Origin of the sequence: Rhizobium sp. RU20A (genome assembly GCF_900155885.1) — a bacterium.
In the GTDB taxonomy this organism is placed as follows: Bacteria; Pseudomonadota; Alphaproteobacteria; order Rhizobiales; family Rhizobiaceae; genus RU20A.
The window spans coordinates 89,362-102,655 of record NZ_FTMB01000007.1 but is presented as its reverse complement, the minus strand read 5'-3'; the positions used below and the strand labels follow the sequence as shown (position 1 = coordinate 102,655).

Here is a 13,294-nt window from a genome sequence, read left to right as displayed (position 1 = left end):
TGCCCCGCATCACCAGCGGTTTTTCAGTTCCACGACGGCAAAATCGATGAAGGCGCGCACCTTTGGCGTTTCGGCGAGGCGATCGACCACGCAGATGTGGAAGGTCAGCGGTTCGGGGATGGCGGGTGCGATGGCCGGGTCCTGGTCGACCAGCACGCGCACGAGGCTGCCTTCCCTGAGATAGCGTTCGGAGATGAAGGCACCGAGCCTTGTGATACCGGCGCCCTGCACGGCGAATTCGGCGAGCGTATCGATATCGTTGCCGACAATGGCGGGCCGCACCGGCGCATCGAAGCGCACGCCCTCGCGCACGAAGCCCCAGTCCATGATCCGCCCGTCGATCGGCAGGCGGTAGACGAGGCAGTCGTGATGGGCAAGATCCTCCGGCCGCATCGGGACGCCGTGCTTTTCGAGATAGGCGGGGGCGGCGCAGTAGTGCATCGGTGCGCTGTTGAGCTTGCGGGTGATGAGGCCGGGTTCCAGCTGCTGGTCGAAGCGGATGCTGACATCCACATCGTCGCCGAAATGGTCGGCGGCAAAATCGCCGAGTTTCAGTTCGAAGGAAATCTCGGGGTAGAGCGCCGTAAATTTGGGGATGATGGCGGACAGCACATGCCGCCCGAAGGCGACGGAACAGGCCACCTTCAGCCGCCCGCGCGGCCGCGCCCCGATGGCGGACACGGCGGCCGAGGCAAGTTCCAACTCCTGCAGGATGCCGCCGACCCGCTCCAGATAGACGCGACCCGCCTCCGTCAACGCAAGCCGCCGCGTGGTGCGCAGGAGAAGCCGCGTCCCGAGCGCCTCTTCCAGCCGCGCAATGTTCTGGCTCGCCGCCGCCGGCGTGATCCCCAGCCGCCGCGCCGCCGCCGCAATGCTCCCGCCCTCGGCGGCCCGGACGAAACACTCGATGCTGCGCAGGTTTTCCATGGGGGCTCCGTTTGGGGGCGGGTCTTTATCGGCATGCGAGGGCGGGCACCCCCCTCTGCCCTGCCGGGGATGGGGCACTCCAACCGCAGTCGGTTTGTATGCCTCATTCCATCCGCCGCCGCCGGGGATGCCTCACCGTTGTGTCACCCCACCCGCCGCTTTGCGGCGACCTCCCCCTCAAGGGGAGGTAGGGCGGCGGCAACGGTAGGCCTCCGGCGGCTGCGGCATGCTCCCACCCGCCCCTTGAGGGGGCGGGTCGGCGCTCGCGCCGGGGTGGGGTGACCACGGGGCGGGGCGTTCCAACTCGCACGGGCTCAAGGCAGGACAGGGTCGTCCCGCGACAGCATCCACCGCCGCGACCAACCTCTCCTTGCGCGCCATAATCCCCCATCCATTCGTAAATTTCAATTACGAATGTCTTCGCCACAGCTCGTCTACCGCGGGGACCGCCGCGGCTGTATCTCTTGCCTCACATCGAACGGAGAGAGGGCTTCGCTCCGGTTCCCATACCTTCAAGACACCCCCGGCGCTTTGCGAAAAAGCCGCGCCGGCCCGATACCAAAGGACACCACCATGCCCCATCAGACGTCCCCGGCGCAGGCTGCGCCGTCCTCCAGCCGTGCCCGCCGTTCGGCGCGGCTGCATCCGCGTCATCTTCCCTGGGTCTTCGCCTTCTTCATGGCGGCGATCATGGCGATGATCATGAGCACCGTCATCGTCGGCGCCAATACCGGTGTGGATGCCGGCCTGCCGGGCCGCATTCTCGGCGCCTATGGACTGGCCATGCCGGTCGCCTTTCTCTCGGTGCTGGCGGTGCGCCCCGTCGTCATGCGCCTCGTCGCACTCGTCATCCATCAGGGCCAGTAACGGCAAACACGAAGACGCCGCGCGGGCCGTTCGGTCCACGCGGCGGTCTGGCGTCCCGTCACCGGCGGGGCAGGGGATGCCGGTGCAGGCGGGAGGGGGAGGAAGAGGCGCGGCCTCACGCCACCAGCGTCACGCCGATGCCCCAGGGGTCGGTGAGGCGGGCGCGATCGCCGCTGCGGATGACCGGGATTTCCAGCCGGTCGAGGGCAGCGAGCGCCGCCGCGAAGCGGGCGGGGTCGTTGAACTGGATCGTGTAATCGGCAAGGCCGGTCGTCAGCCCCTCGCGTCTGGTCGCGCCGCGCGAATTCCAGATATTGGCGCCGACATGGTGATGATACTGGCCGGACGCATAGAAATGCGCGCCCGGATAGGTCGCCATCAGGTCAAGACCCAGCACCTGCCGGAAGAAGGCATCCGCCTCCGGCAGCGCCGAAACCTGCAGGTGGATGTGGCCGAGCGTCGTGGCGTCCGGGGCGCCAGCATAGCCGGTCTTCGGAGCCTCGTCATAAAGCGCCTGCAGGTCGAGCGGCAGCGTCGCCATGGCGACCGTGCCGTCTGGCTCGAAGCGCCAGTCACTGCGCGGCCGATCACGATAGACCTCGATGCCGTTGCCTTCGGGGTCGGCAAGGTAGATGGCTTCGCTCACGAGATGGTCGGAGGCGCCTTGCAGGGGCACGCCCGCATGGGCGGCATGGGCGAGCCAGCGGCCAAGTTCGGTTCTATCCGGCAGCAGGAAGGCATTGTGGAAGAGGCCCGGGCCGCGCTGTGAGCCGATCCGCGCATCGCCCGCCGTCGTCAACGTCAGCAGCGGGCGTCCGCCTGCCCCGAGCGTTGTCCCGCTCTGCCCTGTTTCGATCGGGGAAAGGCCGAGGATGCGCTGATACCAGGACGAGACCATCGGCAGGTCGCGCACGAGAAGATGGGCATGGTCGACGAAGGCTGGCATGGAAACGGCGTGATCGGCGCTGTGGACCTTCGGTTGGTCGCCGCCGGCGGGCGCACCGGTAAGAGCGTCATGCATCGTGAAATCCTCCGGGGCGGGCCCGCTTCCGGCGCCGGCGGCGCCGTTCTGTTGCCCGGACTATCCGCCAAACCGGCCCTTTGCAGAAGACGGCAGAACGGGGATTGACCGTTCAACGCCTGTTGACGGCTGTCCACCAACTGGAGTGCGCCTGTTGACTACGATCAAGGCGCGCTCGCCCTAGATCCTGTCGTGTGAGGACAGGCAAACGGCTGGACCCCCGCGCCCGAACAGAATGCGGCAGCCCCTCCAAGGAGACATGCGATGTACAAGAAGATCATTGTTCCCATTGCCATCGACCAGCTCGAGCACGGCGAAAAGGTGATCGAGATCGCCAAGGCGCTCGTCGATCCCGATGGTGAGATCATCCTGCTCAATGTCGTCGAAGACCTCTATGCCTATGCGCAGGGCTACATGATCGTCGATTTCCCGCTCGAAATGGTCGAGGAAAGCCGCAAGCACGCCGAAACCACCCTGAACGGCTTGCTGACCAGCCATGCGGTGAAGGGAAAGGCGGCCGTCAAGACGGGCAGCCCCGCCGCCACGATCAACGGCTTTGCTGGCGACGAGAAGGCTGATCTCGTCATCATCGCCTCGCACCGGCCGGGCCTGATGGACTATTTCATCGGCTCGACCGCCAACCGGGTCGTCAGCCATTGCCCCTGCGCCGTGCTGGTCGATCGCTGAGTCAGGCTTGGCCCCGACGAAAGGTCGCAACGCCAGGCGGGCGCCTGCCGCTTGGCGCCGTCGATGTCCATCGAAATGAAGGGAGATACAGTCATGTCGCATGTCGCCACCCAGACCGAGAAGGCGCGTGCGGGTCTTCTGGCCCGCAAGCGCGACCTCTTTTCCCGGCTGGTCCGGATCGAGAAGGATCTCGAGGCGCCGGTCAGCGCGGATACGGGCGAGCAGTCCGTCGAACGGGAGAATGACGAGGTGCTGGAAGGGCTCGGTGCGGCCGGCCAGACGGAAATCCGTGCCATCGACGCCGCGCTCGACCGCATCTCCGCCGGAACCTACGGGATCTGCGCCGCCTGCGGCGAGCCGATCGCGCCGGAGCGGCTGGAGACCCTGCCGCACACGCCGCTCTGCCAGTCCTGCGCCACCAGCCGTTGAGGCGGCGCCCGGCAGCAATCCTGATCAGGTTGTGAGCCTAGAGCGGCACGTTGAAAACGGTGTCGATCGCATCCTGCGTCGTCGCGCCGAAGTCGCCGTCGATGGCGCCGGTGTAAATCTTCTGCTCCTTCAGCCGGGCCTGCAACGCTTTTCGGAAATCGACGGACCACTCGCCGGCATTGTCGCGCATCTGGTCGCGGCTGAAGGTGGCGCCGGCGCGCAGGGCCTTTTCCATCCATTCGGCGGCCTTGGCCGGGTCCTTGGCCATAGCAATGCCCTCGTCGGCAAAATTGGCGAGATTGTTGAAGGCCATGCCGTCGCCGAGCTCCGCGCCCTTCAGGTAGTACTCATAGGCCTTTGCATTGTCCTGGGGCGCGCCGAGGCCCGTTTCCGAGGCGTAACCGAGATTGGTAAAGGCGGTGCCGATCCCGGCGTCGGCGGCGATCTGGTAGAGCCGCATGGCCTCAGCCAGGTCCTTCGTCACGCCAAGGCCCTCGTAATAGAGGTAGCCGAGCCCGTTGGTCGCGCTGGCATTGCCCCGGTCTGAGGCCGCCTTGTACCATTTGAAGGCACCCTCGAGGTCTTTCGGACCGCCAGTCCCGTTCATCAGGAAGCCGGCGAGGTTGGCCATGCCGACATCATTGCCCGCTTCGGCGCCCTTCACATACCACTCGCGCGCCTTCACCACGTCGCGTAGATCGGTTGTCGTCGTTTCCAGCAGGAAGCCGGCATCCGTCATGGCGCGGGCATTGCCGAGCGAGGCGGCACGCTCGAACCATTGCAGCGCGATCCGGTCGTCCTCCGGCACCTGCCGGCCGTCGTCGTAGAACTTGGCGAGGTTGAACATGGCCCAGGCATTGTTGCGGTTGGCGCCCTTGCTGTACCAGTCGAAGGCCTGTGCCTCGTCCTTTTCGACGCCCTCGCCATTGTCGTAGGCATAGGCAATGCCCGCAAAGCCGGCGGCATAGCCCCTGTCGGCCAGTTCGCGGTACAGCTTCACGGACTGCTGATAGTCCTCGTTCTTCTCATAGGCGCGGGCAAGCTGGTACTTGATCCTGAGAATGTTGGGCTCGGCTGCCAGCGCCGCGCTGCAGGCCTCGATTGCGGCGTCTGCATCGAGGTCATCCCATTCGACGAGATCGACGTCGCGGCGCCGGTCCTCGTCCAGCGGATCGGAGGCCAGCGCATCGCAGCGATCCTTGGCCGTTTCGGCCATGTCGGCATCCGTCTCTGTTTCATCCTCTTGCGTGGTGTCAGGCGTATCCGGCGTCGCCGCCGGTGCCGTGTGAGTTTCGGAAGGGGATTTGCCCGTCTGCGGATGCTGCGCTTGACCGGGAGCGGCCGGGGAGGGCTGCGGCGCCTTTCCGTAACTTTGCGGTGCCGACACGATCTGGGCACTGGCCGCGGGAACAAGAGCGGGGAAGATTAGTGGCGAGAGGGTCGATCCCGTGAGGAGAAGCCCCATGAGGATGCTGATGCGCCGGCACCTGACGGCACCGTTCGCCCGAGCCTTCCCCACATCCATCCCGACTTGCAACGACTGTACCCTCATCTTGCTTCTCCCTTGCCCGGCATGGCGTCGCCGGGCATCATCTTCGGCGCCATTTTCCCCGAAAGCGCGATGCGATCAAGTCGCGCATGATGCGCTGGCGCTTGCGAAATTTGCGCGACGGTCACTCTGCGAGGTTGAACGCGACCGAGCCCCTGTGGCAAGATTTCGCGGCGGCGCAATTGTGCCCCAAACAGACGACATATGCAGCGCTAGAATGACAAGGCCGGGACGAACGCAATGACACACTTTGGGCCGATCAAGTGGGACTATGATCGCTTCGAACTGATCGCCGATGGCATCGTCCACGGTTGCGGGCTCGCCTTCGCCCTGGTCGGCGCCACGGCGCTGATCGCCTACGCCACCTTTTTCGGCACGACGGGGGAGCTTGCCGCCGTCTGGATCTACGGCTGCGGGCTGGTTCTGGCGATCGGGATCTCGTTTCTCTACAATCTCTACCCGGTGTCGCGCACCAAATGGATCCTGCGCCGCTTCGACCATTCGGCGATCTTTGTCCTGATCGCGGCGACCTATACGCCCTTCCTGCAGCGCGGCGCCGATGACCCGTTCCTGCTGGGCATGCTGATTGCCATCTGGATGATCGCGGCGGGTGGCATCGTGCTGAAATTCGGCTTTCCCGGTCGTTTCGACCGGCTGGCCATCCTGCTCTATCTCGCCATGGGCTGGAGCGGCGTGATGGCCGCCGGGCCGCTGCTCGACCGTCTACCGGCCGTGACCATGGTGCTCATCGTCATCGGCGGCGTCATCTATTCGGCGGGCGTGATCTTCCACATCTGGGAGAAACTGCGCTTCCAGAACGCGATCTGGCACGGCTTCGTCATGACGGCCGCGGCCGTGCACTATGGCGCGGTCGCGACCTCGCTCGGCAGCTGATCGTTCAGGCGGCGTCCGGCTCGAAGCGCAGCGCAACGCCGTTCATGCAGTAGCGCAGGCCCGTCGGCTGCGGCCCGTCGGGAAAGACGTGACCAAGATGGGCGTCGCAATCGGCGCAGCGGATTTCCACCCGGTCCATGCCATAGGACAGATCCCGGTGCGCCGTCACCGCATCGCGGCTCGCCGGCTGGAAAAAGCTCGGCCAGCCCGTCCCGGAATTAAACTTCGCATCCGAGCGATAGAGAAGCCGGTCACAGCAGATGCAGTGATAGGTGCCCTTGGTCTTCAGGTCGAAATCGGGACTGGAAAAGGCCCGTTCGGTGCCGTGCTGGCGGGTAATGCGGTACTGTTCGGGGGTCAGAATCTCCCGCCATTCCGCGTCGCTCTTTTCCACTTTCAGCTTGTATGCGGTTTCCATGGCGTCCTCCTGTGGTACACGCTTCGATATAGGAGGTCCGAACCGGCAGACAATGCCGGCGCGACTTCGACTCGTTCACAGCATGCACGCCACCTGTCACGAACAGATGGCAATTCGGTGTCGCCGATGTGATGACACGTGAACGGAAACGCTAAAATAGCATTTCGCTTTTACTTGAGTTTACCCGGGCCTTGCCCTAAGTCCGGTCTCGCCCAGTGGTTTTTCGGCTGGCTCTTCATCTGGCGCTGCTGGAAGTCTTCCGGCGTCTTTAGCGCTCTTTGTCCTTGTCCGGCCCATCTTGTCTTCGGCGTGCCGGAAACGCATGATCGCTCCGCGCATGCGCGATCGGTGGGAGGAACCTTGGCTGACGCATTGACCGGAACCGGCCTGACCATGCTGGCCCTGCTGCTGCCCTTCGTCGGCGCTCTGCTTGCTCCCCTGGCCGTCCGAGCGTTCGGCGGTGCGGCGGCATGGGTGCTTGCGCTCCTGCCGCTCGGTGCCTTCGCCATTCTGTCACGCCATCTGGGGGCCGTCTCCGAGGGGCAGGCCCTGACGGCCGGCTTCGACTGGATCCCCTCGCTCGGCGTGCGCTTTTCCATCCTCATCGACGGGTTGTCGCTGACCTTTGCGCTGCTGGTGACCGGAATCGGTGCGTTGATCGTTCTTTATGCGGGCGGATATCTGAAGGGGCATCCGCATCTCGGACGTTTCCTCAGTTTCCTCTTCCTCTTCATGGGCGCGATGCTCGGCCTTGTTCTCTCGGACAGTTTCCTGATGCTGTTCGTCTATTGGGAACTGACCTCGATCGCCTCCTTCCTGCTGATCGGCTTTGACCATACGCGCACAGCCGCGCGCCGCGCCGCCCTGCAGGCGCTGGTCGTGACCGGTGCCGGCGGCCTGCTGCTTTTGGCCGGTCTGTTGGTCATCCAGGCCATCACGGGCGTTTCCGAACTCTCGGCACTTGCGGCGATGGGGAGCGTGCTGCGCGACAGCCCGCTCTACCTGGCGGCCCTGCTGCTCGTGCTGGGCGGCGCCTTCACCAAATCCGCGCAGTTTCCCTTCCACGTCTGGCTGCCCAACGCCATGGAAGCGCCGACGCCGGTATCGGCCTATCTCCATTCGGCCACCATGGTGAAGGCCGGCGTCTATCTTCTGATGCGGCTCAATCCGGTCATGGGGCAGACGCCGGAATGGCAGATGCTGCTGCCGTTGTTTGGCGGCGTGACGCTGCTCGCCGGCGCGCTGATGGCGCTCGCCGAAACCGATCTGAAGCGCATGCTGGCCTATACGACCATGGCATCGCTCGGCCTCCTGGTGCTGCTGACGGGCCTCGGCACGCCCCATGCGGTGGAAGCGGCCGTTCTCTATCTGGTCGCCCATTCGCTCTTCAAGGGCACGCTCTTCATGGTCGCCGGCATCATCGATCACGAGGCCGGAACGCGGGACGTCACCCGGCTGGGTGGTCTTGGCCGGGCCATGCCCATCACCTTCGTGGCGGGTGGGCTTGCCGCGCTGTCGATGATGGGCCTGCCGCCGGCCTTCGGCTTCCTGGCCAAGGAAAAGACCTATTACGCGCTGACCGGTGGCGGCCTCTTCGTCACGATCCTGCTCGTCGTCGTCATCATCGGCAATGCGCTGATGGGCGCGGTTGGCCTGCTGGTGGGTGTGCGTCCCTTCATCGGCGCGCCCGTGAAGACACCCAAGCATGCCCATGAGGGACCACCGCTGCTCTGGCTCGGTCCGCTGCTGCTCGCCGTCAAGGGCGTGGCGATCGCCATCGCCGCGGCCGTGACCCACCAGATGATGACGACACCGATGGCGAGCGCCGTTGCGGGTGAGGCCCGTCCCGTCACCATCTCGCTCCTGCCGCATCTCGGCCTGCCGCTGCTGCTCTCGCTCGTCACCGTGGCGCTCGCCATTGCGATGTTCCTGACGGCGACGCGCCTGCGCGCCGCGATAACCAGCCCCATGGACGCCCTCGGCTGGGGGCCGGACCGCGGCTTCGACCAGATGATCGCGGGCGTGCTGCGCTTTGCCTCCGCCCTGACGCGCCGTCTCCAGCCCGGCCGGCTGGATGCCTACATGACGGCGGGCTTCGTGCTCCTTGCCGCGCTGCTTCTGCTGACGCCGGCGCTGAACGGCGAATGGCCGAATGCGCCGGTCTTCCCGGCGGATATTCCCTGGGATGAACTGGCGATCTTCGCCATAGCGCTTTGCGGCCTCATTGCCGTCGTGCTTGCGCCGAACCGGCTGACCGCGATCGTCTCGCTCGGCATCCAGGGCTTTGCCGTGGCGGTGATCTTCCTGCTGTACGGCGCGCCGGACCTTGCCTTCACCCAGTTCATGATCGAGACGCTGTCGGTCGTCATTCTCGCGCTGGTGATGACGCGGCTCGACCTGTCGCCCTCCGACCATCGCCCGCTGCGGCAACTGCTGCCGGATGCGGCGCTGGCCGGTCTCGTCGGCTTCGGCTTCACGATCGTGCTGCTGAAGGTGACATCCGTGCCATTTGATCCAGCACTCAGCACCTTCTTCGCGCAATTTTCCAAGACGATTGCCCACGGCGCCAATATCGTCAACGTCATCATCGTCGACTTCCGCGGCACCGACACGCTGGGTGAGATCGCGGTGGTCATGGCGACCGGCCTTGCCGTGCTTGCGCTGCTGCGCCTGCGCGGTGGAAGCGAGCGAAGACTGGCGGACAACGATCCCGATGCCGCCGAGGCGGTCGAGACGGCGCCGCTGCAGGGGAGGGGTGTATGAGCACGCTGATCTTCCGAACCGTCGCGCCTTTCCTCACCGCGCTGATGCTGCTCTTTTCCGTCTTCGTGCTGCTGCGCGGCCATAACGAGCCGGGCGGCGGCTTCATCGGCGGGCTGATCGCCGTCTCGGCGCTCGCCATCTACGGCATCGCCTTCGGCGTGGCGGCGATGCGCCGAGCCATCGTCCTTCATCCCCTCACGATCGCCGGGATCGGGCTGGTGGCCTCGACGCTCGCCGGTCTCGTCTCGCTCGCCGCCGGCGTGCCCTTCATGACCGGCCTGTGGATCGAGCCGTCTTTTGCCGGCGTGACGGTGCCGCTCTCGACGGTCACGCTCTTCGACATCGGCGTCTACCTCGTCGTGATCGGCGGCATCGGCTCCATCGCCATGACGCTGGAAGAAGAGGGAGATCTGTGATGGAACCGGTCTTCGCCATTCTCGTCGGCATCTTCTTTGCCTTTGCCGTCTATCTCCTGCTGTCGAAGTTCATCGTGCGCATGATGTTGGGCGTTGCCATCCTCGGCAACGCCGTGAACCTCCTGATCTTCACGGCGGGGCGCCTGACGCGTGAAGTGCCGCCGGTGATCGGCGCCGGGCTCGATGGCCCCGTGACGGCGACCGCCAATCCGCTGCCGCAGGCCCTGATCCTGACGGCGATCGTGATTTCCTTTTCCTTCTTCTCCTTCCTGCTGGTCCTGTCCTGGCGCGCCATCGACGCGCTGAAGACGGACAACACAGACCGCATGCGCCTGGCGGAGCCCGCCGACGATCCGGCCCCGCCGGCGGGGTATTGAGCCATGTCCATGACACTTCTTCCCCTTGCCGCCGCGCCCGCGGGCGTTGATCTTGCCGCCGCCTACCGCATGGCCGCGCCGGGCCTTGCCGAATGGCTGACCATTCTGCCCGTCGCCTGGTGCCTTCTTGCCGGTGCCGTGCTGACGGCGATGCGCGGCGCCACCCGGCTGCATCCGGGGCTGACGGTCGCCGCGCTCGCCGTGCTGGTCGTGATGGATGCCGCGCTTCTCGTGCATGTGGCGACACACGGTCCCGTGACGATGATGATGGGCCGCTGGCTGCCGCCCTTCGGCATTGCCTTCACGGTGGATATGCTGGGTGCGCTCTTCGCGCTGACGGCGGCGGTGGTTGCGCTGCTCGTTTCCATCCAGGCGCTCGGCGAGGTGGATGACGGCCGGCGGCGCTACGGTTTCTATCCCTTCCTGCTGCTGCTGATGGCCGGCGTCAGCGGCGCCTTCCTCACCGGCGACCTCTTCAACCTCTATGTCTGGTTCGAGGTCCTGCTGATCGCCTCCTTCGGCCTGCTGGTGCTCGGTTCGGAAAAGACGCAGATTGACGGCACGGTGAAGTACGGCTTCCTCAACCTCGTCGCCACGACGCTGTTCCTCATCGGGGTTGGCCTGACCTACGGGGCGCTTGGAACGCTCAACATGGCCGATATCGCGGCCAAGCTCGCGGCCGAGCCGCTGGGCGTGCCCGCCGTGACGCTGGCCGGCCTGTTCCTCTTCGCCTTTGCCATGAAGGCGGCGGCCTTCCCGGTGAACTTCTGGCTGCCGGCCGCCTATCACACGCCGAACGTTGCCGTTTCCGCGTTGTTTGCGGGGCTTCTCACCAAGGTCGGCATCTACGCGCTGATCCGCGTCTGCGTGATGCTGATGCCGGCTGCGACAGGCGAGCTTTCCCTGCCGCTCGGGCTCGTGGCGCTCGCCACCATGCTGGTCGGCAGCTTCGGCGCGCTGGCCCAGGACAATCTGCGCCGTCTCTTCGGCTATCTCGTCGTGGCCGGCATCGGCGCGATCCTCGCCGGCGTCGCCATTGGCGGCGCGACGGGGCTGGCCGGGGCGATCGTCTACGCGGTGCACTCCATGGTGGTCATGGCGGCTCTCTATGGCGTGGCGGCGCTGGCGCTTGCCGTTGCCGGCAGCGAGCGGCTGACCACGCTGGCCGGCCTTTGGACGGCACGGCCGGTTCTGGCCGCGCTCAGCCTCATGCTGTTCCTGTCGGCGGCCGGACTTCCGCCCTTCTCGGGCCTTTGGCCGAAAGTGATGCTGATCCGGGCGGCGCTGGAGGGCGGCTGGTGGTGGCTGGCGGCCGGGTTGATCCTCATGGGTCTTTTGACGACGCTGGCGCTTGGCCGCGTCTTCCTCCTGGCCTTCTGGCGCCCTGTCGCGGACGGCGCGGTGGCAGGTGGTTCGGCGACGTCGGTAACGCCCGGTCGCGCCGTACCGCTCAGCCTTGGCGTGCTGGGCCTGATGAGCGCGCTCACCCTCGGCTTCGGCCTCTATCCCGAGCCGCTGATTGCGGCGGCGAACGAGGCCGCTGCCGGGCTTCTCGATCCGACCGCCTATCGCCAATCGGTCTTTCCGCCTGCCATGAACGGGGAGGGCACGCCATGAAACGCGTGGGTCTGCTGGCCATCATGATCCTGTGCTGGGCCGCCGTTTCCGGCAGTTTCAGCATCCCCAACCTGCTGCTCGGCGCGATCGTCAGCCTTGCCTGCTTCTGGCTGGTGCGCGACCGCCTGGCCATGGAACGCCTGCCAATCCGGCCGATCGCGCTGACGGTGCTTTTCCTGCTCTTCCTGAAGGAGCTCGCCCTGTCGGTCATGGCCGTCGTACGCACCGTGCTGAAGCGTGACATGGCGCTGAAGCCCGGCATCTTCGCCTATGAAACGAACCTGACGCGCGATTTCGAGGTGACGCTGCTCGCCAACATGATCACGCTGACGCCGGGCACGCTGAGCGTCGATGTGGCCGAAGGACGGAAGGGCGAAAAAGCCAAGGGCGGGGAAACGACAAAACCGACGGGCCGCATCCTCTATGTCCACGCGCTCGACTGTGCCGATCCGGCAGCCCTGCGCCGCGGGATCGCCGAGGGCTTCGAGCGCCGCATCCGGGAGGCCTTCGCATGACACCGGCAGCCCTGATCGACATGGCGACCTCCGCCGCCCTCGTCATCCTTTCCATCGCCCTTCTGCTGACGGTGGTGCGCATCGTGCGCGGCCCGACGCTTGCCGACCGGGTGCTTGGCCTCGATATGCTCGTCGCCGTTGCCATCGGCATGATCGCGGTCATTGCCTTGAGGAGCGGCTTCACCCTTTACATCGACATCGCGATCGCGCTTGGCCTCGTCGGCTTTCTGGCGACCATCGCCTTTGCCCGTTTCATTCTGGCGCGCGGCCTCAATCCCGAGGCAGAAGGCGGACGCGGGGCGGTGGCTGCCGTCGCACGAAAGCCGGCGGTCTCCGGCGCGAAGGCCGGCAAGAAGGCGCAAGGCAAGGGCCGGAAGGGAAAAGGCTGATGGAAACCGCATTGCCTCTCATTCTGTCCGGTGCCCTTGCCGTGCTGGTCGTTGTCGGCGCGCTCTTCACGCTGACGGCCGCCATCGGCCTGCTGCGCTTTCCCGATCTCTTCACCCGCATGCATGCGGCCTCCAAGGCCGGCACGGTGGGGGCGTCACTCCTGCTTCTGGCTGCGGGCCTGCACACTGGCGAACTCTACGTCCTGTTCCGCGCCCTGGCCGGTGTCGTCTTTTTCGTCCTGACCGCGCCGATTTCCGCCCATCTCCTGGCAAAGGCGGCACATGAAATGGGCTATCGCCTCAGTCGCCTGACGGTCCGGGACGATCTCAAGCGATAAAGCCTGTCCGGCAAGCACGACATCGCTGACAGGTATTCACACTCTGGCTTAACGTGGAAAGGCCGCAGGTGGAGTCGTCCTGCTCCG

15 protein-coding genes are annotated in these 13,294 nt (G+C 65.7%); 11 read left to right on the top strand and 4 right to left on the bottom strand.

The window, feature by feature from the left end; genetic code table 11:
- Nucleotides 1–9: 9 nt before the first annotated feature.
- Nucleotides 10–927: a LysR family transcriptional regulator gene (locus F3H41_RS16345; protein ID WP_149739749.1), complete on the bottom strand. Its 918-nt coding sequence runs from the start codon at nt 925–927 to the stop codon at nt 10–12.
- Between the two features lie 573 nt (nt 928–1,500).
- Here F3H41_RS16345 and F3H41_RS16340 point away from each other — a divergent pair.
- The gene (locus F3H41_RS16340) at nt 1,501–1,794 is read left to right on the top strand and encodes a DUF2798 domain-containing protein (protein ID WP_149739748.1); all 294 of its coding nucleotides are present in this window, start codon (nt 1,501–1,503) and stop codon (nt 1,792–1,794) included.
- Nucleotides 1,795–1,909: 115 nt separating this feature from the next.
- Here F3H41_RS16340 and F3H41_RS16335 read toward each other — a convergent pair whose 3' ends face one another.
- Nucleotides 1,910–2,740, bottom strand: a complete 831-nt coding sequence (locus F3H41_RS16335; protein WP_244616247.1) for a VOC family protein — start codon at nt 2,738–2,740, stop codon at nt 1,910–1,912.
- 339 nt (nt 2,741–3,079) lie between these two features.
- Here F3H41_RS16335 and F3H41_RS16330 point away from each other — a divergent pair, with 339 nt between their 5' ends.
- Together F3H41_RS16330 and F3H41_RS16325 are read left to right on the top strand one after the other, a co-directional pair.
- Nucleotides 3,080–3,502, top strand: coding sequence for a universal stress protein (locus F3H41_RS16330; RefSeq protein ID WP_149739746.1), 423 nt, complete (start codon nt 3,080–3,082; stop codon nt 3,500–3,502).
- A 93-nt stretch (nt 3,503–3,595) separates the two neighbouring features.
- On the top strand, nt 3,596–3,931 hold the full coding sequence (locus F3H41_RS16325; RefSeq protein ID WP_149739745.1) for a TraR/DksA family transcriptional regulator: 336 nt from the start codon (nt 3,596–3,598) through the stop codon (nt 3,929–3,931).
- Nucleotides 3,932–3,968: 37 nt separating this feature from the next.
- Here F3H41_RS16325 and F3H41_RS16320 read toward each other — a convergent pair whose 3' ends face one another.
- Nucleotides 3,969–5,147 carry a tetratricopeptide repeat protein gene (locus F3H41_RS16320; protein WP_188129501.1) on the bottom strand — a complete coding sequence of 393 codons (1,179 nt, stop codon included), beginning with the start codon at nt 5,145–5,147 and terminating at the stop codon, nt 3,969–3,971.
- 573 nt (nt 5,148–5,720) lie between these two features.
- On the opposite strand from F3H41_RS16320, the gene F3H41_RS16315 reads away from it, so the two are divergent.
- Nucleotides 5,721–6,374, top strand: coding sequence for a hemolysin III family protein (locus F3H41_RS16315; RefSeq protein ID WP_149739743.1), 654 nt, complete (start codon nt 5,721–5,723; stop codon nt 6,372–6,374).
- A gap of 4 nt (nt 6,375–6,378) precedes the next feature.
- Here F3H41_RS16315 and msrB read toward each other — a convergent pair whose 3' ends face one another.
- Nucleotides 6,379–6,792: a peptide-methionine (R)-S-oxide reductase MsrB gene (gene msrB, locus F3H41_RS16310; protein ID WP_149739742.1), complete on the bottom strand. Its 414-nt coding sequence runs from the start codon at nt 6,790–6,792 to the stop codon at nt 6,379–6,381.
- A gap of 393 nt (nt 6,793–7,185) precedes the next feature.
- Between msrB and F3H41_RS16305 the strand changes: the two genes are divergently transcribed.
- The 7 genes from F3H41_RS16305 to mnhG are packed head-to-tail and all read left to right on the top strand — an operon-like array spanning nt 7,186 to nt 13,207.
- Complete coding sequence (locus tag F3H41_RS16305; RefSeq protein WP_149739850.1) at nt 7,186–9,555, top strand: putative monovalent cation/H+ antiporter subunit A; 2,370 nt, start codon at nt 7,186–7,188, stop codon at nt 9,553–9,555.
- On the top strand, nt 9,552–9,971 hold the full coding sequence (locus F3H41_RS16300) for a Na(+)/H(+) antiporter subunit B (protein ID WP_149739741.1): 420 nt from the start codon (nt 9,552–9,554) through the stop codon (nt 9,969–9,971). The genes F3H41_RS16305 and F3H41_RS16300 overlap by 4 nt, the downstream gene beginning before the upstream one ends.
- The gene (locus tag F3H41_RS16295) at nt 9,971–10,348 is read left to right on the top strand and encodes a Na+/H+ antiporter subunit C (RefSeq protein WP_149739740.1); all 378 of its coding nucleotides are present in this window, start codon (nt 9,971–9,973) and stop codon (nt 10,346–10,348) included. The genes F3H41_RS16300 and F3H41_RS16295 overlap by 1 nt, the downstream gene beginning before the upstream one ends.
- 3 nt (nt 10,349–10,351) lie before the next feature.
- Nucleotides 10,352–11,965 carry a Na+/H+ antiporter subunit D gene (locus F3H41_RS16290; protein ID WP_149739739.1) on the top strand — a complete coding sequence of 538 codons (1,614 nt, stop codon included), beginning with the start codon at nt 10,352–10,354 and terminating at the stop codon, nt 11,963–11,965.
- Nucleotides 11,962–12,480: a Na+/H+ antiporter subunit E gene (locus F3H41_RS16285; protein WP_149739738.1), complete on the top strand. Its 519-nt coding sequence runs from the start codon at nt 11,962–11,964 to the stop codon at nt 12,478–12,480. Before F3H41_RS16290 ends, F3H41_RS16285 begins: the two co-directional genes overlap by 4 nt.
- Complete coding sequence (locus tag F3H41_RS16280; RefSeq protein WP_149739737.1) at nt 12,477–12,869, top strand: cation:proton antiporter; 393 nt, start codon at nt 12,477–12,479, stop codon at nt 12,867–12,869. The genes F3H41_RS16285 and F3H41_RS16280 overlap by 4 nt, the downstream gene beginning before the upstream one ends.
- Nucleotides 12,869–13,207: a monovalent cation/H(+) antiporter subunit G gene (gene mnhG / locus F3H41_RS16275; protein ID WP_149739736.1), complete on the top strand. Its 339-nt coding sequence runs from the start codon at nt 12,869–12,871 to the stop codon at nt 13,205–13,207. The genes F3H41_RS16280 and mnhG overlap by 1 nt, the downstream gene beginning before the upstream one ends.
- Nucleotides 13,208–13,294: the final 87 nt, after the last annotated feature.